This is a genomic window from Flavobacterium movens (assembly GCF_039581425.1).
Lineage (GTDB): Bacteria > Bacteroidota > Bacteroidia > Flavobacteriales > Flavobacteriaceae > Flavobacterium > Flavobacterium luteolum.
Genome location: NZ_JBCPXY010000004.1, coordinates 124006 through 144171 on the forward strand (window position 1 = coordinate 124006; position 20166 = coordinate 144171).

Annotated in this window: 18 protein-coding genes and 1 tRNA gene; 9 read left to right on the top strand and 10 right to left on the bottom strand. The window is 34.0% G+C overall.

Features of this window, described 5'->3' with window-relative positions:
• Positions 1–138: 138 nt before the first annotated feature.
• Positions 139–2778, bottom strand: a complete 2640-nt coding sequence (gene alaS, locus AAYQ05_RS09040) for an alanine--tRNA ligase (protein ID WP_343542792.1) — start codon at positions 2776–2778, stop codon at positions 139–141.
• 277 nt (positions 2779–3055) lie between these two features.
• Between alaS and AAYQ05_RS09045 the strand changes: the two genes are divergently transcribed.
• The 8 genes from AAYQ05_RS09045 (at position 3056) to AAYQ05_RS09080 (ending at position 10585) form a co-directional block, all read left to right on the top strand.
• On the top strand, positions 3056–4033 hold the full coding sequence (locus AAYQ05_RS09045; protein WP_281631348.1) for a M23 family metallopeptidase: 978 nt from the start codon (positions 3056–3058) through the stop codon (positions 4031–4033).
• A gap of 48 nt (positions 4034–4081) precedes the next feature.
• Positions 4082–4414, top strand: a complete 333-nt coding sequence (locus AAYQ05_RS09050; RefSeq protein WP_091492704.1) for a MerR family transcriptional regulator — start codon at positions 4082–4084, stop codon at positions 4412–4414.
• A gap of 34 nt (positions 4415–4448) precedes the next feature.
• The gene (locus AAYQ05_RS09055) at positions 4449–5033 is read left to right on the top strand and encodes a LemA family protein (protein ID WP_111364205.1); all 585 of its coding nucleotides are present in this window, start codon (positions 4449–4451) and stop codon (positions 5031–5033) included.
• An 86-nt stretch (positions 5034–5119) separates the two neighbouring features.
• On the top strand, positions 5120–5557 hold the full coding sequence (locus AAYQ05_RS09060; RefSeq protein WP_343542794.1) for a TPM domain-containing protein: 438 nt from the start codon (positions 5120–5122) through the stop codon (positions 5555–5557).
• A 3-nt stretch (positions 5558–5560) separates the two neighbouring features.
• A complete protein-coding gene (locus AAYQ05_RS09065) occupies positions 5561–6394 on the top strand; it encodes a TPM domain-containing protein (protein WP_343542797.1) in 834 nt (277 codons plus the stop codon).
• Positions 6395–6487: 93 nt separating this feature from the next.
• Entirely contained in the window at positions 6488–6901 is a 414-nt protein-coding gene (locus AAYQ05_RS09070) for an RrF2 family transcriptional regulator (protein WP_012023964.1), read from the top strand.
• Positions 6902–7149: 248 nt separating this feature from the next.
• Positions 7150–9696: a TonB-dependent receptor gene (locus tag AAYQ05_RS09075; protein WP_343542800.1), complete on the top strand. Its 2547-nt coding sequence runs from the start codon at positions 7150–7152 to the stop codon at positions 9694–9696.
• Between the two features lie 145 nt (positions 9697–9841).
• On the top strand, positions 9842–10585 hold the full coding sequence (locus AAYQ05_RS09080) for a DUF2490 domain-containing protein (protein WP_343542802.1): 744 nt from the start codon (positions 9842–9844) through the stop codon (positions 10583–10585).
• Between the two features lie 112 nt (positions 10586–10697).
• Here AAYQ05_RS09080 and AAYQ05_RS09085 read toward each other — a convergent pair whose 3' ends face one another.
• The 3 genes from AAYQ05_RS09085 to era form a co-directional block, all read right to left on the bottom strand.
• Positions 10698–13451, bottom strand: a complete 2754-nt coding sequence (locus tag AAYQ05_RS09085) for an outer membrane beta-barrel protein (RefSeq protein WP_343542804.1) — start codon at positions 13449–13451, stop codon at positions 10698–10700.
• 156 nt (positions 13452–13607) lie between these two features.
• Positions 13608–14918: a ribosome biogenesis GTPase Der gene (gene der, locus AAYQ05_RS09090; protein WP_281631342.1), complete on the bottom strand. Its 1311-nt coding sequence runs from the start codon at positions 14916–14918 to the stop codon at positions 13608–13610.
• Positions 14919–15160: 242 nt separating this feature from the next.
• Positions 15161–16042: a GTPase Era gene (gene era / locus AAYQ05_RS09095; RefSeq protein ID WP_177210694.1), complete on the bottom strand. Its 882-nt coding sequence runs from the start codon at positions 16040–16042 to the stop codon at positions 15161–15163.
• Positions 16043–16159: 117 nt separating this feature from the next.
• Between era and AAYQ05_RS09100 the strand changes: the two genes are divergently transcribed.
• Positions 16160–16232 (top strand) — tRNA-Met (locus AAYQ05_RS09100).
• Positions 16233–16382: 150 nt separating this feature from the next.
• On the opposite strand, the gene AAYQ05_RS09105 is transcribed toward AAYQ05_RS09100, so the two are convergent.
• The 6 genes from AAYQ05_RS09105 to AAYQ05_RS09130 all read right to left on the bottom strand — a co-directional run bounded on the left by AAYQ05_RS09105 (position 16383) and on the right by AAYQ05_RS09130 (position 20151).
• Positions 16383–16778: a hypothetical protein gene (locus AAYQ05_RS09105; protein ID WP_343542807.1), complete on the bottom strand. Its 396-nt coding sequence runs from the start codon at positions 16776–16778 to the stop codon at positions 16383–16385.
• 18 nt (positions 16779–16796) lie between these two features.
• Entirely contained in the window at positions 16797–17090 is a 294-nt protein-coding gene (locus AAYQ05_RS09110) for a hypothetical protein (protein ID WP_343542809.1), read from the bottom strand.
• Positions 17087–17626 carry an RHS repeat-associated core domain-containing protein gene (locus AAYQ05_RS09115; protein WP_343542811.1) on the bottom strand — a complete coding sequence of 180 codons (540 nt, stop codon included), beginning with the start codon at positions 17624–17626 and terminating at the stop codon, positions 17087–17089. The genes AAYQ05_RS09110 and AAYQ05_RS09115 overlap by 4 nt, the downstream gene beginning before the upstream one ends.
• A gap of 217 nt (positions 17627–17843) precedes the next feature.
• The gene (locus AAYQ05_RS09120; protein WP_281631306.1) at positions 17844–18320 is read right to left on the bottom strand and encodes a hypothetical protein; all 477 of its coding nucleotides are present in this window, start codon (positions 18318–18320) and stop codon (positions 17844–17846) included.
• A gap of 12 nt (positions 18321–18332) precedes the next feature.
• Positions 18333–19343, bottom strand: coding sequence for an RHS repeat domain-containing protein (locus AAYQ05_RS09125; RefSeq protein ID WP_343542812.1), 1011 nt, complete (start codon positions 19341–19343; stop codon positions 18333–18335).
• A gap of 367 nt (positions 19344–19710) precedes the next feature.
• On the bottom strand, positions 19711–20151 hold the full coding sequence (locus AAYQ05_RS09130; protein WP_109192007.1) for a hypothetical protein: 441 nt from the start codon (positions 20149–20151) through the stop codon (positions 19711–19713).
• Positions 20152–20166 lie beyond the last annotated feature (15 nt).

The window sequence follows — 20166 nt, forward strand, 5'->3', positions numbered from 1 at the left end:
ACCTTTTTCATCCAGCTAAAGCTGGACGCTATTGAATCTATGTTAAACACAAAACGCGACAGGTTTTAAAAACCTGTCGCGTTTGTTGTTAATTATAAAAACTTAGTCCCTTAGTATCTTAGAACCTTAGCATCTTTATTACTTCACGAAATCAACCGCCTTAGCTAAAGCTTCCCCAATTCCATCAACATTTTTACCTCCTGCAGTCGCGAAGAAAGGCTGTCCTCCTCCTCCACCTTGGATGTATTTACCTAATTCGCGAACAACTTGTCCTGCGTTTAGGTTTTTGGCTACTACGATTTCTTTAGAAATGTAACACGTTAACATTGGTTTTCCTTCGTGAGCTGTAGCGAAAACTACAAATAAATTATTATAAGAACCACCCAATTCGTAAGCTAAATCTTTAGCTCCTTCTGGATTTAAGTCTACCTGTTTTGCTAAAAATTGAACGCCATTGATTTCTTGCAATTCTTTAGCCAAATCAGCTTTCATATTTTTAGCTTTATCTTTTAATAAAGCTTCCAATTGTTTTTTCAACTGAGCATTTTCGTCTTGTAATGCCAAGATTGATTTTACTGGATCTTGAGCATTTTTAAGAGCTTCTTTAATTTCACTTAAAGAAACCGCTTGCGATTCAAAATATTCTTTTGCTGCTTCACTAGTAATTGCTTCAATCCTTCTGATTCCAGCTGCAACTGCACCTTCTGAAACAATTTTAAAGTGCCAGATATCAGATGTATTAGCAACGTGAGTTCCTCCACATAATTCAACAGAATCTCCAAATTTAATGGTACGAACTAAATCTCCGTATTTCTCTCCAAATAAAGCAATTGCACCATCTTCAAGTGCCTGCTCTTTCGGAATAGCTCTTTTTTCGATTAATGGCAAACTCTCACGAATCCTTGCATTTACGAAATTTTCTACTTCAATCAATTCTTCATCAGTTACTTTAGCGAAGTGAGAAAAGTCAAAACGCAATGAAGCATTTCTTACCATCGAACCTTTTTGCTCAATATGAGTTCCTAAAATCTTACGTAAAGCTTGGTGCAACAAGTGCGTAGCCGAGTGATTTGAGGAAGTTTTAGCTCTCTGATTTGCATCAACAACAGCACTAAAAGTACCTGTAAGGTTTTCTGGTAACGATTTTGCTAAATGTATCGTTTGGTTATTTTCTTTTTTCGTATCGATAATGTAAACGATATCACCGTTTTGAGCTTCTAAATATCCTTTATCTCCAGTTTGTCCTCCACTTTCTCCATAAAATGGGGTAGCATTGAAAACTAATTGGAAAATCTCACCGTCTTTTGCGCTTTCAACTCTGCGGTATTTAGTAATTTTTACTTGTTGAGATAATCTGTCATATCCAACAAATTCCTGAATATCATCTTCAACAAGCACATTCCAGTCACCAGCAGTTACTTTAGACGCTGCACGAGATCTTTCTTTTTGCAATTGCAATTGTTCCTGGAATCCTTCTTCGTCCAATTTAAATCCTCTTTCAGAAAGAATCAAAGCAGTTAAATCAATCGGGAATCCATAAGTATCATACAATTCAAATGCTTTTTTACCATCAACAGTATCTCCGTTGTTATTTAAAATTACAGCATCTAAAAGAATCAATCCCTGATCTAAAGTTTTTAGGAATGAGTTTTCTTCTTCACGAATTACATTAGAACAAAGTGCTTTCTGCGTTCTGATTTCTGGGAAAGAATCTCCCATCTGCTCGCTTAAAGTTTCAACCAATTTATAGATAAATGGTTCTTTCGTATTTAAGAAAGTAAATCCGTAACGGATAGCACGACGTAAAATTCTACGAATTACATATCCTGCACCTGTGTTAGATGGCAATTGTCCGTCAGCGATAGCAAAAGCTACAGCACGAACGTGATCTGCCACTACACGAATCGCGATATTCATTTTATTTTGTTCTTCACTAATGCCTGTTACATCATTAGTTGTATATTTTGCGCCTGTAATTGTTTCGATTTCTCTAATTAAAGGCATGAAAACATCAGTATCATAGTTTGATGTTTTTCCTTGTAATGCCATACACAAACGCTCAAATCCCATTCCCGTATCTACGTGTTGTGCAGGAAGTTTTTCTAACGAACCATCAGCTTTACGGTTGAATTCCATGAATACGTTGTTCCAGATTTCAACTACTTGCGGGTGATCATTATTTACTTCTTCTTTACCTGGTTTTAAAGCTTTTTCTTCTTCAGAACGTAAATCAACATGAATCTCAGAACAAGGTCCGCATGGTCCTTGATCTCCCATTTCCCAGAAATTATCTTTTTTATTTCCAAGAATAATTCTGTCCTCATCGATTAATGTTTTCCAGATATCCCAAGCTTCTTGGTCAAACGGAACGTTATCTTCTTTACTTCCTTCAAAAACAGAAACATAAAGATTCTCTTTTGGAATTTTATAAACTTCTGTCAATAGTTCCCAAGCCCAATTGATCGCTTCTTTTTTGAAGTAATCACCAAACGACCAGTTTCCTAACATTTCGAACATTGTATGGTGGTACGTGTCAATACCTACTTCTTCAAGATCGTTGTGTTTTCCTGAAACACGAAGACATTTTTGCGTATCGGCTATTCTTGGACTTTTTGGAGTTCCATTTCCTAAGAAAAATTCTTTAAACTGGGCCATCCCCGAGTTATTGAACATTAGGGTTGGGTCGTCTTTAAGAACAATAGGAGCTGAAGGAACAATAGTATGCCCTTTACTCTCAAAAAAATCTAAAAATTGTTTACGTACGTCTTGTGATTTCATATTTAAATTAGAAAAATGTGTCAATTTAATGTGTCAATTTGATAACTAGATGATTAGCTAATTTATTCATTTGATGATACGTTAAGTTTTTTATAATGAAATTAAAAAACTTATATTTTAAACAATAAATTGCCTATTTTGCGCATTATCTAATGATAAAATAGCCCCAATATCTAATCATTAATCCTGGTAAAAAAAGTATCGAATAACTGAAACATTTAGCAGTTTTATTCGACTAACCTATTTTACAAGGTGCAAAAATAGCGTATTTTAAAATATGGCGAAAGTAAAATATTATTACGACCCAGAAAATCTGGCTTATACAAAAATAAAAACCAGAAAAAGAATAAAAATAGGTTACGCATTACTGTTTTTACTGGCATCGGCACTGTTTGGTTTTTTAGTTTTTGTTCTTTTAATTAACACCCCTTATTTCGAAACTCCAAAAGATCGTTTACAGGCACGCGAAATTGAAAATTTAAAACTTCAGTATTCTATTTTAAATAAAAAACTGGACGAAATTGATGATGCCGCAGAGGCATTAGAAGAACGTGACAATAATATTTATCGCGTATATTTTAACAAAGCTGAAATTCCAGATTCGATTCGAAAAGCTGGTTTTAGAAGTTCTGACAAATACAAAGCTCTAGAAGGATATAACAATTCTCAATTGGTTTTAAATGCAACAAAAAGAGTGGACAAACTATCGAAGCAGTTGGCAATTCAGTCTAAATCTTTAGATGAGATTTTAAAATTAGCTGGAGCTAAAGAAAATTTGTTACTAGCGATTCCTGCCATTCAGCCAGTTCGAAATGAAAATTTAAAACGTGTTGCGTCAGGTTTTGGGTATCGCATTGACCCTTTCACGAAAGTGAGAAAAATGCATAACGGAATGGATTTCACGGCCAATACAGGAGCTCCAATTTACGCAACAGGAGATGGCGTTGTAGAAAGAGCTGACAACACGGCTTCGGGATACGGAAACCATATTGTGATCAGGCATGGTTTTGGATATGAAAGCCTGTATGCCCATTTAAGCAAATACAACTGTCGTCCGGGACAAAGGGTAAAACGTGGTGATGTGATTGGATATGTTGGAAGCACAGGAAGATCTGAAGGTCCGCATTGTCATTACGAAGTGCATAAAGACGGAAAAGTAGTGAATCCGCTGAATTTTTATTATGGAAATATTTCGGCTGTCGAATATGTGGCAATTTCACAAATGGCAAATCAAGAAAATCAATCATTAGATTAATAGTACAAAAAATAGTATTTTTGAAATAAAAATAGAAAAAAACGAACCATGCATATTGAACTTTCTAAAGACAAAAGATATTACAGTATTGGCGAAGTAGCCAAAGCTTTTAATGTCAATGCCTCTTTGATACGATTTTGGGACAGCGAATTTGACATTCTAAAACCTAAAAAAAATGCAAAGGGAAACAGGATGTTCACTCCAGAAGATATTACCAACCTTCAATTAATCTATCATTTAGTAAAAGAAAGAGGTTTTACGCTTGAAGGCGCGAAAATACACTTAAAAGAGGGTCAGAAGAAAACGTTAGATAAATTCGAAATAATACGTAAATTAGAGTCGATAAAAACGCAGCTGAACGACATTAAAAACGAATTGTAATTAAAAATAGAAATAAACTTAAATCAAAACAAATATGAAAAAGTGGTTAATCCCTGTAGGAATTATTGTAGCACTTATTGCTATTATCGCATTTTGGTCGATTGGTATTAAAAATACTGCTTTGCAACACAGTCAAGCTGTAAATAAAGAATGGGGAAATGTTCAAACGGCTTACCAAAGACGTAATGATCTTATTGGGAATTTAGTAAACACTGTAAAAGGTGCTGCTGACTTTGAAAAAGGAACTTTAACAGCAGTAATCGAAGCTCGTGCAAAAGCTACTTCGGTAACAATTGATCCTAGCAACGTAACTCCAGAACAATTAGCAGCATTCAATCAAGCTCAAAGCGGCGTAAGTTCATCATTATCAAGATTATTGGTTTCTGTTGAGCAATATCCAACTTTAAAAGCAAACGAAAACTTCTTGAAACTGCAAGACGAATTGGCAAGTACTGAAAACCAGATTTTAACGGCTAGAACTCGTTTTAACGAAGCTGTGCAAGTTTACAACGGTTATATCTTGTCTATTCCTAACAAATGGTTCTTGAGCGAATACAAAGAAAAACCATACTTTGAAGCATCTACTGGAGCTGATAAACCAGTTGAAGTAAAATTCTAAAGATTTAATATTTTTGATTAACGATTTTAGATTTCAGATATAATCTGCAATCTAAAATCTACGATCTAAACTCTAAAATAATTTCCATGTCAAAAGTAGAAGATTTTTTAACCAAAGAAGAAGAACACGAAATTGTTGAAGCTATTCGCAAGGCCGAAAATAATACTTCTGGCGAAATTAGAGTACATATAGAAAAAACAACTTCTAAAGTCCATTTTGATAGGGCTTTAGAAGTTTTTCATGAATTGCGAATGGATGAAACTAAATTGAAAAATGGTGTATTGCTCTATTTTGCAGTTGAAGACAAAAATTTTGTGATTTGCGGCGATAAAGGAATTAATGATGTCGTATCCAACGATTTTTGGGATTGCACTAAAGACATCATGGTAAACCATTTTAAAGCCGGCAATTTTAAACAAGGAATTGTTGACGGCATCTTAAATGCTGGAGAACAGCTCAAAAAATATTTTCCTTCTCAGGAAGATGATGTCAACGAATTATCTAACGAAATCTCAAAAGGATAAATAATGAAAAATTTCCAAATTAAAATCTCAAATTCTAATAGAATTTTTCAGATTACTCTTTTGTTTATCGCATTATTTATCAGCAATACTATTTTTGCGCAATTTGAGATTCCGCCAAAACCTAGTTTTCAGACTTCTGTTTACGATTATGCCAACATTTTAAGCTCTACTGAAAAAGCCCAATTAGAAGAAAAACTAATTCGCTACTCCGATTCGACTACCACTCAAATTGTAATTATTACGATTGAAAGTTTAAAAGGAGAAGATGTAAGTCAGTTAGCTACAAAATGGGGACAAACTTGGGGAATTGGAGGAACCAAAGAAGATGATAATGGAGTGGTAATCCTTTTGGCCAAAAACGAAAAAAAAATTGCAATTAATCCTGGATACGGACTTGAAGATCGTTTGACGGCGGGAATTGGAGGAACAATCATCAGAAATATTATCATCCCTGAGTTTAAAGCAGGAAGTTTCTACAACGGCCTTGATAAAGGAACTGATGCTATTATTGATGTTTTTAAAGGAAAATTTAAAGGCGAACGAAAACAAGCAAAAGGACAAGATTTCCCTTTTCTACCATTTATCGTAATTGTTGTAATTGTTTTAATTTTACTTTCTCGAAATAAAAGAGGCGGAGGAGGAAATTCTGGTAACAATGGCGGTGGTGGTCCTAGTCTGCTTGACGCTATTATTTTAAGTAATCTTGGAAGAAGCAGTGGCGGATTTGGAGGTTTCGGCGGAGGATCATCTGGTGGTGGTTTCGGCGGAGGCGGAGGTTTCGGCGGCGGATTTGGCGGTGGAGGTTTCTCTGGCGGAGGATCTAGCGGAGGCTGGTAATTTATTCTGGTTCTAATTTTCTTTGTTTCAAGTTTCAAGTTTAGGTTTCAATCTTAAAAAATCATACATTTACATTTTACAATTTATTAATAGATGTTATCACATAAAGCAAAATACGCCCTTAAGGCCTTACTTTATTTAGCAGAACAAGACGAAAATCACATTTCTAGAACGGTAGAAATTGCTGATGGCGCTAACATTCCTAAAAAGTTTTTAGAACAGATTCTTTTAGATCTAAAACGAGGACGTTTTGTGAGCAGTAAGCAAGGAAAATTTGGCGGATATTATCTGATAAAATCTAAAAATGACATTACGCTGGCAGAAATTCACCGATTATTTGACGGTGCAATTGCACTTTTGCCATGTGCTTCTTTAAATTTTTACGAGCCTTGTTCTGATTGTAAAACCGAGTCTGAATGCAGTCTGCGTCACGGTTTGATGCTAATTAGAGATAAAACTTTGAAGGCTATGGAAGGCATCACAATCGCTTCATTGGTAAAAAAATAAAAAAATATTTTCTAAAGTCTAGTAAATCGATAGAATTAATTATATATTTGCCAAAAATAATTAACTAATCATTTACAAAATTTTAACTCATGAAAGTACATTCTAGTAAATCAGGTGGACAAAATCTTTTGCAAAAAAAACATAATTATAATTTCACAACCCTGAATGCTGTTTCATCTATGATGTGTATGTGTTGGTAAAAAAAATTTAATTTTAAATTCTACTAATCACATATACTTAATATAAAAATGAAAACATCTATAAAAAATATCTTTACAATACTTGCCGTTTTAACGTTCTCAATCTCATTTGCTCAAAAAATTGAAGGGGTTGTAACTACAGATCAAAATATTCCTTTAGAAGCAGCCAATGTGGTAATTAAAGGAACAACTTTTAGCGCTATTACAGATTCTGAAGGGCGCTTTGCAATAGAATCACAGGGAAAATTACCTGTTACACTTTTAGTTCAATATATTGGCTACAATACTGCCGAACTTGAAATTACTTCTATCCCAGCTTCGCCAATATTGGTTACTTTACGTGAAGAAAACAAACTTGTCGAAGTAGTTGTTTCCTCTAGAAGAAGAATTGAAAAAGTACAAGATGTGCCAATTGCCGTTTCTGTTGTTACAGGAAAACAAGCTGAAGCAGCTGGAGCGTTTAATGTAAACCGTATCAAAGAATTGGTTCCTTCTGTACAATTGTATTCTTCTAACCCTAGAAATACCGGAATCAACATTAGAAGCTTAGGGTCTCCATTCGGACTTACAAATGACGGTATCGACCCTGGAGTTGGTTTCTATGTAGATGGTGTTTATTATGCACGTCCTGCAGCAACTACTTTAGATTTTATCGATGTAGAACAAATTGAGGTATTACGTGGTCCGCAAGGTTCTTTATTTGGAAAAAACACAACTTCTGGAGCTTTCAATATTACATCTCGCAAACCAAGTTTTACAACTGGTGCCGATTTTGAATTGAGTTATGGTAATTATGCTTTTTTACAAGCTAAAGCCTCTATCACAGGAGCATTAGGAAAAAAAGTTGCAGGTCGTTTATCTTTCTCAGGAACACAACGTGACGGTTTAATTGACAATATCGTAACAGGAAGACCAACGAACACTTTGAACAATCAAGGTTTTAGAGGGCAATTATTATGGACTCCTACTGAAAACACAAACATTACTTTTGCAGGAGATCTTACAACACAGCGTCCTGACGGATATGCGCAGGTTGTTGCTGGTGTTGCTCCTACTCAGAGAGCTGCATACCGTCAGTTTGATGCTATTATTAAAGATTTAAATTACCAATTGCCAAGTTTAAATGCTTTTGACCGTAAAATAGACCACGATACACCTTGGCGTTCTGGACAAGATTTAGGAGGAGTTTCATTAAACATTGATACAAAAATTGGAGGCGGAACTCTTACTTCTACAACAGCTTGGCGTTTCTGGAACTGGGATCCATCAAATGATAGAGATTTTACAGGATTACAAGTTTTAGCTAAATCTCAGAATCCAACAAGACAAACTCAGATTACACAAGAAGTTCGTTATGCTGGACAATTGACATCAAAAATTAGTGGAGTTGGTGGAGTATTCTTTATTGATCAAACTTCTCAGACAGATGGTACTGAAGAGTCTGGAAATGCACAATGGAGATTCTCTCAAAGTACAACGAGTCCATTGTGGAAAACTCCAGGTCTTTTTGAAGGCTACGGAATTAAAACTGATGCAAGAATTAGAGCTTCTAGTGCCGCAGTATTCGGACAGCTTGATTGGGCTGTTACAGAGAGATTCCATATTTTACCTGGCTTGAGATATAATTTTGATAAAAAAGATGCAAGTTATTCTCGTAAAACTTACGGAGGTCTTCAAACTACAGATCCTGCCTTATTGGCTTTAAAAAAATCGGTTTACTCAGATCAAGCATTTGATTCTAATACAGACAATACAGATTTTTCTGGAAACTTAACGCTTACGTATAAAGCATCTGATAAAATCAATGTTTATGCAACTTACGCAAAAAGCTATAAGCCTGTTGGAGTTAACGTAGCTGGACTTCCAACAAATGCAGCTGGACAACCAATGACAGAACTTGCAGTGGTTAAGCCAGAAAAAGTAAATCATTATGAGGTTGGAGTTAAAACTTCTCCGTTCAAAAACTCAATTTTCAACTTAACGTTCTTTAATACTGATATCAAAGATTTCCAAACTAACGTTCAAGCAGCTGAATTGGGTGTAAACCGTGGTTATCTTGCGAATGCAGATAAAGTGCGTGTAAGAGGTGCAGAATTGGATGCAAGTTTTGTCATTAGCTCACACTTAACTATTAATGGTGCTGCAACTTATACAGATGGTAAATATGTGAAATTTACAAATGCGCCACTTCCATTAGAAGAAACTGGAGCGCCAGTTGCCTTCAAAGATGTTTCGGGAACTGAGTTGCCAGGTGCTTCAAGATGGGCTGGTTCTCTTGGAGGTGAACTTTCAGACAATGCAAGATTCTTTGGTAATGCCGGAAAAATCTTCTTTGCTGCTGACGGATATGCCCGTTCTGAATTTTCTTCAAGCCCTTCGGCTTCAAAATATTTAGTCGTACAAGGTTACGCTATCTTTAATGCTCGTTTAGGTTTCCGTGCTTCGCAAGGTTTATCTATTCAGTTTTGGGGAAGAAACCTTTTAAATAAAGATTACTACGAGCAATTATTGCCTGCAGGTGGTAACTCAGGTCAATATGCTGGAGTCCTTGGTGATCAAAGAACTTACGGAGTTACATTTAAGTACTCGCTGTAAGGTGATTAGTTAGTTTTAGTATTAAGAAGGGATACATTTTTGAATGTGTCCCTTTTTTTATTTCACAAAAAAAACTTCAAAACAAATTTTAAAATAGAAAGAAATAAGATCATTTGTATAAATTCGCAGCCTGAATTTATAGTTTTTGAACAAATCTTTTCGATTATTTTTTATCACCATCTTTGTGTGCCAAGTAATTACAGGGCAAAACCAAAGAAATATCGACCAGCAGACTTTGACCTGGATTCGATACTATAATATTTTTCCATTATCCGAAAAATGGGCTCTTCATTCTGAATTTGATAATCGAAGCTTTGTAAATCCTGCTCACGAAAATCTTTTTGTTATAAGATCTCAAGCTCGTTACAGAGCAACTAAGATGATGGATTTTGGTGCTGGATTTGCCTTTTTTAGCGTAAATACCCAGAATCCAAACATTGATCCTGATTTTTCTATTCCCGAATATCGTGCACAGCAAGATCTTACTTTAATAAATGATATTGCCAAAATAACTTTTCATAATCGTTTTCAGCTCGAAGAGCGCTTCATTCAAAAAGCAGACAAAAACGGACTTTTAGATGAATTCTCATTTGCTTACAGATTCAGATACCGATTACAATCTATGTTTACTCTTTGGGAAAAAGAAGGAAGAAGCATAAAAGGAACCATTTCTGATGAAGTCTTATTCAATTTCGGAAAAGACAACCGAAGAAATACTTTCGATCAAAACCGTTTTTACGTTGCTTTGCGTTATCATTTCAATCCAAATCTTGGTTTAGAATTGGGGTATTTAAAGAACTTTCAAAGACGAGCAAGCGGTGTAGATTTCTACGATCGTGATATTATCAGATTTACGGTTTATCATAGGATTAATCGGAAAAAGTTATGACTTATGAGTTATGAGTTATACAAAAAATGCCTATCAAATTAAATTTGACAGGCATTTTTTTGAACTTTTGAATCTTTGCTCCTTAGAACCTTAGCATCTTAGAACCTAAAAATCAAGATCCCCTCTGTCTCCTTCCTCCTTTTTTGCTTTCGGCGAAATTTCCAATTTTATAAGCTAAAGAAAACATTACATAACGTTTTAAAACTGTATTTTCTTCATCTCGGATCGAAGTTGGCGAAATAGTTCTTGTTGCACTTTGATTCTGATTTAAAACATCATACACTTTCACTTTAGCATACAATTTTTTATCTAGAAATCCGTATGATAAACTCGTATTCCAAAGGAAGAAATCCTTCTTGAAATCGTCTGAGATATTAGAATTATAAGTGTATCCGAAATCATTTCCGAAGATTAAATTGGCAGGCCAATAAGAAGTTGTCTGCAAATTAATTCTGTGAATCACGTTTGAAGTCGCATCTCTTGAATAGTTTTCATATCGAGTTTCGTTGTATGATAAACTATAAGATGGCGCAATCGAAAGCACTTCTCCATAATCATAAGAAGCGTAAACACTTGGCGTTACTACAACCGATTTGGCATAATACATAACAGCATTTGTAAACCCTTTGTCAAAATTATAATTACCGCTTAAACGCAAACCATATCTTAAAGTATGTGCATCTTTTTTAATTTGCTGATTCCAGTTTCCTCCAAGTGAAGCCGAATACGTTCCTGAAATATTTACATAAGTCGTATTTCTTTTTCCGCTATCATCATAAATCGAAGTAGAAACAATATCATTATTATAATAATCTCCTTTAAGAAATAAACTGTAACCTGAACGCGTTCTAAAATCAAAATTCTTAAAATCGATACCTGCAGTGTTTTTTTCAATCGGATTTAGATTTGGATTTCCTATTACACTATTCAATGGATTGTTCAAATCTGCAACTGGCATTAATTGCGTTGCCGACGGAAGCGCATTAGAATAATCGTATTTGAAAGTTAAGTTTTTAGAGCGGTTGAATTTGTATCGAAGCTGTGCCGTTCCGTAAGGCAGCATATATCTTTTATTCAAATCTGTAGCTTGATTTAAATAAAAAGAATGATTATCAAACTCCACAATTGATGTTCTCGAATTCACATTCAGCGTAAATTTACTTTTCTGCCAAGTAATACCCACTTTTGGCGTAATCGAATTTTGCTTCGATGTGGTATAATTCGTCAACGATAAGTTTAAATCTGAATATTCCTGCGAAGCATCATCAAAATTAAATGTCTTTTGATCGTTCATCGAACTTTGCCAATCAAAATCGGTTCCAAAACGTAATCTTAGCGAATCTGTTACAGGCTCTGTATATTCTAAGTCAAGCGAATAAGCATCACTTTTTGATGTATTTTTTGCATTCTGATTTCTTTCGTCGTTTGGTTTATTGTCCTGATAAAAAATAGTCTCCGAAATATTGATTCCGTTCGAATCATTTTTAGTGTTATTGTTATTAAAAACTACACTTAAATTTCGCGATTGCTTTTTAAAAGTTTTGTTGAAATTAATACTGTTAGCGAAACTCGTATTAGAACTTTCAGTATGTGATGTTGCCGTACTTTCGTTCAATGCATCACCATTTTCATTTTCAGAGGAAGTCGAGGACGAAGAATTGCTATTTGATTCTGATAAATTCAATTTAGGAGCAAAAACAATCTGCATAGTAGGATTGATTTTGTATTCTAACTCAAAATTAACTTTGTTCCCTGTATTTTCATTTCTAGTTTTAGAATCTGCTTCAGTTAAAATATTTCCTGTCGGTAAAAAACTAAGCTGATTCGATTTGCTTTCGTTTTTAGTCACCGCGTTTGTAAAATTGTAGCTGCTCATGAACTCCAAATCTTTTGTCCAGTCATCAGAATAATTAATTCCCGCAAGAGTAGACTGCGTAATTCCTTTTCCTCCACTGCCAGCGCCTTGACTGCCACCTTTTGCATTTCTTCCGCCTCCCATATTATCAAAAACCTCATCCATAGCAAATCCGGTTGAGTTAATATTATTGGCCGAAGCTAATACACTTATTTTCTGTTTGTTTTTGAAAAAGTTCATCATTAAACTGCTTTCATAGCGTTCATCCGAACCATATCCGCCAAGAACTTTACCGAAGTAGCCTTTATTTTTCTTTTCGTCAATTGTGATATTTATGCTCGAATAATCTGAAGTCGATTCTTGCTTAGCCAGCTCTTCTTTTTTGGTTTTAAAATCAGAAACTTGAACTTTTTTAATAATATCAGCCGGAAGGTTTTTAATGGCAATAGCTCCATCCTTGTCAAAAAATGCTTTTCCGTTGACTAAAACCTGATTAACTTCTCGCCCATTTACCGTAATTTTTCCTGTATTATCGACATCAAAGCCGGGCAATTGCTTCAATAAAGTCTCCACATTTGCATCTGGGCGAACTTTATAAGAACCAGCATTAAATTCAAGAGTGTCTTTTTTAATGGTAATTGGCGGTGCTTCACTTTTAATTACCACTTCATTTAAAACATTGGCATTTTCAAGCATGTACAATTTACCAAAGTCTTTACTTTCTGTAAGTCCTTTTTGTTCCTCAAAATAAGCTTGGTATCCCGTATAATTTACTTTTAAGAAAACTGGCTTATCATACTTTTTAGTATTGATAATAAAATTCCCGTTTTTATCTGTTGTAGCATATTCAATAATAGTTGAATCTTTTACTGCTGTAAAATAAACGGTGGCGAGTTCTAACGGAAGCTGCGAGTTGATATCAACCACAGTTCCTTTAATAACGATATTGTTTTGGGCATTTGCCGAATATGCAAAGGCTAAAAACAATAGTAATGAATAAATTCTGGTCATAAAATTAGGTTAGTTAGATCAATAAGACTTAAAAAAACGCAAAAGGTTTAATTGTATTTTTTACATTTATTCAAATATAATGCCAATAAAAAATTGATCCTTTAATTATCTAGACACCAAACATAAAAAAATCCCCTATTCGAGGGGATTCTTTTTTTATTTTTCTCTGATGTAAATATCGATCGGAACTCCTGCAAAATCCCATTTCTCTCGAATTTTATTTTCTAAATATCTTTTATACGGTTCTTTTACATATTGAGGCATATTAGCAAAAAATACAAACTGAGGTGTTTGCGTTGGCAATTGCATGCAATATTTAATCTTTACATATTTTCCTTTTGTTGCTGGTGGCGGATACGCTTCAATTACTTTCAACATATACTCGTTGAATTTTGAAGTTGCAATTCTTTGTTTTCTGTTTTCGTAAACTTGAACTGTTGCTTCCAATGCTTTTAATAAACGTTGTTTCGTTAAAGCAGAAACGAATAAAATTGGCACATCTGTAAAAGGCATCAATTCTTTTTTGATTTTCTCTTCGTAATCACGTGTAGACATGGTGTCTTTTTCTACTAAGTCCCATTTGTTTACCAAGATTACAACACCTTTACGGTTTTTCTCTGCCAACCAAAAAATACTTTGATCTTGGCCTTCAAATCCACGTGTTGCATCAATCACTAAGATACAGATATCAGCGTGTTCAATTGCACGTACAGAACGCATTACAGAATAAAACTCTAAATCTTCTTTTACTTTTGCTTTACGACGAATTCCTGCAGTATCAACCAAGTTAAATTCGAAACCAAAACGGTCAAATTTTGTATCAATTGCATCACGAGTTGTTCCCGCGATATCGGTTACAATATAACGGTCTTTACCAATTAATGCATTGATAAAACTAGATTTTCCTGCATTCGGACGTCCTACAACTGCAAAACGTGGTAAATCTTCTTTAACCTCAACCTCTGGTTTTTCTGGAAAAGCATCGATTAAAGCATCTAATAAATCTCCTGTTCCGCTTCCTGAAATACTTGCAAATGTGAAATAATCTCCTAAACCAAGATTATAAAACTCAACTGCATCTTTTTCACGCATTGCGTTATCTACTTTGTTTACAGCCAATAAAACTGGTTTTGTTACTTTACGAAGCAATTTTGCAACAGTTTCATCCATTGGCGTAATCCCTTCTTCAACATCAACCACAAAAATAATAACATCGGCTTCGTCGATAGCAAGTTCTACTTGTTTACGGATTTCGCCTTCAAATACGTCATCGCTTCCGCGTACGTATCCACCGGTATCAATGACAGAAAACTCTTTTCCGTTCCACTCGCTTTTACCATAGTTTCTATCACGGGTAACCCCAGATACTGAATCTACAATAGCTTCTCTTCTTTGTATCAGCCTATTAAAAAGGGTTGATTTCCCCACATTAGGTCTTCCTACTATCGCAACAATGTTATTACTCATTTTATTGAATTTTAGATTTTAGACTTTAGATCTCAGATTCTTAGCTTCCTAAAAACCTAATCACTTGTAATCCAAAATGCCTTATTTAAATTTTTTGCAAAGGTAGTTAAAAAAAGTTGCTGAGACGCTAAGTTTCTTAGTACCTAAGTTTTTATTATTTTCTGTTTCAAGTTTCAGGTTTCAAGTGCCAAGTTTTATACCTGACGTTTAACTTGAAACCTGAAACTTGAAACAATTATAAACTATTGATTATATCCGAAACGTTTCAGCATATTAGCATTACTTCTCCAGTTTTTGTTCACTTTTACGTAAAGTTCGATGTGAATTTGTTTTCCAAAGAATTTCTCTAAATCAGCACGGGCATCGGTTCCTACTTTTTTCAACGCTGCACCTTTATGTCCAATGATGATTCCTTTTTGTGTATCGCGTTCAACCATAATTACTGAGCGGATTCGGATAATAGAATCGGTTTCATGAAATTCTTCTGTTACGATTTCAACTGCATACGGAATCTCTTTTGCATAATTCAATAAGATTTTCTCACGAATGGTTTCGTTCACAAAGAAACGCTCTGGCTTGTCTGTTAATTGGTCTTTTGGATAATAAGGTGGTGATTCTGGCAATAATTCGATAATCCTTCCGAAGACCTCAGGAACGTTGAAGTTCTGCAATGCCGAAATTGGAAAAATTTCTGCATTTGGCACTTTCTCTTTCCAGAAAGTAACTTGCTGTTCTAATTGTTCTTGGTTTGAATTGTCAATTTTATTTAAAAGTAATAAAACCGGAATCTTAGCATGAATGATTTTCTTGAAGAAGTCTTCGTCTTTCAGGTCCTGCTCGCCTATTTCGACCATGTAGATTAAAATGTCAGCATCTTCAAAAGCCGATTTTACGAAGTTCATCATCGATTCCTGCATTTCGTACGCTGGTTTGATGATTCCAGGAGTATCAGACAAAACCAATTGAAAATCTTCTCCGTTTACAATTCCAAGAATTCTATGACGTGTAGTTTGTGCTTTTGATGTAATGATCGACAATCGTTCTCCAACGAAAGCGTTCATCAATGTTGATTTTCCAACATTTGGATTTCCGATAATATTTACGAAACCTGCTTTATGTGACATTTTTTGCTTTATTTATTTTGCAAAGGTAGTCATATCAACTCAATACAGAAAATAAAACATTTTTTAAAGTTTTCGTTGGATTTCTCAAAAATCGGCGTATCTTTGCACCCGAAACATCGCGGGATAGAGCAGTAGGCAGCTCGTCGGGCTCATAACCCGAAGGTCACAGGTTCGAGTCCTGTTCCCGCTACACAGACAAAAAGCTTCAGAGAAATCTGGAGCTTTTTTTGTTTAAATACGATCTTTAATAGACATAAGTAATTTTTGATTTAGATTGCCAGTGCAAAGTCAGGAGACATTCGCACAGCATTTCATTAGAACTCTTCGGAGAGCAGGGGTTTTATTTTTTAATATTCAAATTTCCTTTTACTCTAATGAAACTTACTTTTTCTTTCGTTTTCAAATTAATTGCATAAATAGTATCCGGAGTAATTTTTACAATTTTTTTATTGCCTCCCATAAAACTTAAAATCGAATCTTTTGTTATACTCCATTTATTATCATTTTGAATGTCAGTAAACAATCGTCTTTCATTTTTTTCTTTATTAAAAGAATATTTTAAAACATTCCCCTGTTTGTCAAAACTGAAAGTAAATCCGTAATACTCAGCTCTATCTCTAGGCCATTCATAATTCCAATATTGAATAGAATCTTTACAGATTAAATATTCTAATTCTTTTTGCTTATTTGTACAACCAATCGAGATAAGTAGGCTTAAAATAATTACCTTTTTCATATTTCTTTATATTTATATTTATTCTTCTGGGAAAGTTAAAGTCTTCAAATGAATAGGATGAGACCCATCCGGTAATTGAACGCTGATACCATTCCCATCAAATTTTGATAAAAGCTGAACTCCATTTTTAGCATTAAGTTTATTAAATTTACCTACTTGAGTTTTAAAATCCTCAAAACTTATCTCTTCTTTCAAATAGGCATTATACATTCTGTTTGCAAAACCTGTAGCTACGGTATATTTATTATCATCGCTTGTGCTATTAAAATCGTCTGTTTGTGGCTGCCCTAAATATACATTTGCATGTCTCACAAAGGTGTAATTGTTCCTTTCCTTAATTGCTTAGTATTTGTCCAAATGGTATTTGCCCTGTTAGTATATGCACCTGTATTTTCCTCATCCATATTTCTAACTCCATAATACCCTCCGTAACATCTTAAAGAAGCTTCTTTAGCTATTATTCTAGATACCGCATATCTAGTGCCTTTTTTAGTATAGTCAAGTCCTGATAAATACCTTAAGCCGTGTTTTGTTTGTATCATAATTTTAGTGCCTACACCTGTATCTCTAATCAATCTGCCTGAGGCACTATAAATTCTATCCATTCCATCAGGATCTACAAAAGCAATAGGATTATTACCACAATATATATATGAGCTTTCATGCGGATATTTTTCCATTTTTGGATCTGTAGTTAACCAAAGCGAAGTCTTCATATCCAAATATCTAGCCCCATAGTAAGAAAGATTAGTCTCTCTATCCAGCTCCTTCCCATTAAACAAATAAGGCGAAGAAAAACTAGACGAATGCTCCTCAAACAAAACCTCCCCAAAAGCAATATACTCCACATGCTGGCTAATGCTTCCGTTTTTGGTTGTAATATACGAAGTACTTCCTAAATGATCAGAAAAATAATAAGTCTAACTATAAAACACAAAAAACCTCGCAACTTGCGAGGTTCTATTTTTGCTATTCTTTATCGATTATCTTTGCGCCTCACGAAAGGATTCGTGCGGGAGCGAGGGAAAGGCGGATATATCCGCGTGATCGTTTTTTTTTCTAAATTTATTCTTTAAATAAATTTCTATATTTTAAACAATCCTTCTTTAGATAAATTATTTTATCAGAATTAAAATTAGAGTAACAATATTTATTACACCTAAAATCAAACTTTGCAACACCAATCATTTTATTTTTTTTATAAAAGATTAAAATATCTTGGTAACAATTTAAACATTTATAATCTGGATAATATTTTCCCGGATTTTGATTTGTAAAAAAATCATCTATCTTTTCTGAGAAGTTATTACTAATTTCAATTTTTACAAATCCAAAATGCGATAGGTTTTCATAAGTAGTTTTAGCTTTTTTTTCCACAAAATCAGAATAATAAATATCAAATTTTTTAGTTCCATCTGGTGGACCAGGAATATTATAATGATCACTATGATAATATTCTACTTTGTCATAAAAAGAGTTTTGTTTTTTATCTTTAACACAACTAAGAAAGATTAAACTTATTAGAATAGAAGAAATTTTCATTTGAATATTAATTTATTTACTATCGATTATATTTTTTACGTCTTTACTATTTGGCTTCCAATTCCATGGAAATGATTTAATTACTTTACCATTTTTATAGACATTCCAAGAACCTTTATTTTTAGTACCATTAGATGCTGTACCCATATATTCTCCTTTTTCATCATATAGTACATTTCCAGTAGCCCCCACGGTAATTAAACCTGTATTTTTATTTTCCTTAGAAAGTGTTTCTGCTATTGAATTCTCTCCGTAAGCACTTCTGCATCCGTGAAGTATTAATATTTCATCTTTTTTAGATAAAAAATCACTTTTAACATTATTACTTGCAAGCCAATTTTTTAAATCTTCAGTATTCCGAATAGCAAAATGTTTTTGTTCTTTTTCGTAAAAAATTGATAAATAAGAAAATCCTTTAGAGTTTTTATCTCCATCAGTATACCATCCGTGAGAATAAATATGTGTTGTATTTTTCTCCTGTTTTTGATTTAATGCATTTTTATATATTGAAGCATTCGTTCTTATATGAGATTGTTCTGTTATTCTGTCAACTCCTCGTAACAAAGGATCTATCTTAGTATTTTTGTTAGCATTAAAAATAGTTCCATTATTTGTAACTTCAGTTTGTTTCCCATTTGGGTCAATGTATTTGATTGGATTTTGATAGCAGTAGATGTAAGAGCTTAGATTTCCACTATAAAAAACCCCTCCATTATGTTGTCCATCAAAATAAAATTCTTCTTCAAATATAGGATTATATAAAGCCAGCGGATCAACATTCAACCACAAACTTGTCTTCGCGTCATAATACCTAGCCCCATAATAACTTAAATTCGTTTCCCTATCCAGCTCCTTCCCATTAAACAAATAAGGCGAAGAAAAACTAGACGAATGCTCCTCAAACAAAACCTCCCCAAAAGCAATATACTCCACATGCTGGCTAATGCTTCCGTTTTTGGTTGTAATATACGAAGTACTTCCTAAATGATCCGGATGGAAATAGAAAATATCATTTTCTGGCATTCCTGTTCCGGTAAAACCTTCCCCAGATTTTACGGTTTCTGGTTCTATAGGTGGGCCAAATTGTACTGGCGGTCCAGGAACATCACCGGGTGCATTGAAAACTGGATTTCTCGGCCAGCCTGCTGGAGGTTCTTGGTTTTCTTCTACGGGTTTAATGACCTCGCTTGGGTACTGTAATTTTAAGGCTCATTAAAAGCAAAAAAACAAAAGAGACGACCAACGGGTCGTCTCAATTTTATGTAAATTTCACTAACGTTTAATTCTTTATCAGATATTTACAGTACTTTTTTATAAAAATACCTAATCTGAAACATTACCCGAAGTATAATTATTTACTCCGTTAAAATGCTTTTAACTTAAAAATAAATTATTTATCTAAATTTAAATTAAAAATTTTCGCAGCTTGTTCAATTTCATCATCTAAGGAATCATCAATTTTTAATGAAAATAAAATCCATTTATCATTTGGCTTGTACAGCTTAAAAATAAATCTAATTGGTTGCCTATCATATTTAAGCATGTAGGAGTACAAAATAAAGCTATCTGATAGTTGTTTTTTTACTATTAACTCGTTTCCATAATATTTCCCTACATAATCAACAGTAAGCTTATTAACTTCATTTTTCATTTCTTCAATCCCATCGGTCATCCTCATTGTCCAAGTATTTGTATTGTAAATTTTTTCCACTGCCCTAGATGGACTTTTTGAATACTCAGCAAAAAAATTTTTGATAATTTCATCTGATGACACTTGTGAATATGTCAATTTACAGAAAAAAAATGTCGTAATTATTAATATTCTTTTCATTGTTAATATTTAATT

Coding starts and splice junctions, on each gene's coding strand:
- alaS (WP_343542792.1), bottom strand. CDS start 2,778: ATGAAATCACAAGACGTACGTAAACAATTTTTAGATTTTTTTGAGAGT.
- AAYQ05_RS09045 (WP_281631348.1), top strand. CDS start 3,056: ATGGCGAAAGTAAAATATTATTACGACCCAGAAAATCTGGCTTATACA.
- AAYQ05_RS09050 (WP_091492704.1), top strand. CDS start 4,082: ATGCATATTGAACTTTCTAAAGACAAAAGATATTACAGTATTGGCGAA.
- AAYQ05_RS09055 (WP_111364205.1), top strand. CDS start 4,449: ATGAAAAAGTGGTTAATCCCTGTAGGAATTATTGTAGCACTTATTGCT.
- AAYQ05_RS09060 (WP_343542794.1), top strand. CDS start 5,120: ATGTCAAAAGTAGAAGATTTTTTAACCAAAGAAGAAGAACACGAAATT.
- AAYQ05_RS09065 (WP_343542797.1), top strand. CDS start 5,561: ATGAAAAATTTCCAAATTAAAATCTCAAATTCTAATAGAATTTTTCAG.
- AAYQ05_RS09070 (WP_012023964.1), top strand. CDS start 6,488: ATGTTATCACATAAAGCAAAATACGCCCTTAAGGCCTTACTTTATTTA.
- AAYQ05_RS09075 (WP_343542800.1), top strand. CDS start 7,150: ATGAAAACATCTATAAAAAATATCTTTACAATACTTGCCGTTTTAACG.
- AAYQ05_RS09085 (WP_343542804.1), bottom strand. CDS start 13,451: ATGACCAGAATTTATTCATTACTATTGTTTTTAGCCTTTGCATATTCG.
- der (WP_281631342.1), bottom strand. CDS start 14,918: ATGAGTAATAACATTGTTGCGATAGTAGGAAGACCTAATGTGGGGAAA.
- era (WP_177210694.1), bottom strand. CDS start 16,042: ATGTCACATAAAGCAGGTTTCGTAAATATTATCGGAAATCCAAATGTT.
- AAYQ05_RS09105 (WP_343542807.1), bottom strand. CDS start 16,778: ATGAAAAAGGTAATTATTTTAAGCCTACTTATCTCGATTGGTTGTACA.
- AAYQ05_RS09120 (WP_281631306.1), bottom strand. CDS start 18,320: ATGAAAATTTCTTCTATTCTAATAAGTTTAATCTTTCTTAGTTGTGTT.
- AAYQ05_RS09125 (WP_343542812.1), bottom strand. CDS start 19,343: ATGCCAGAAAATGATATTTTCTATTTCCATCCGGATCATTTAGGAAGT.
- AAYQ05_RS09130 (WP_109192007.1), bottom strand. CDS start 20,151: ATGAAAAGAATATTAATAATTACGACATTTTTTTTCTGTAAATTGACA.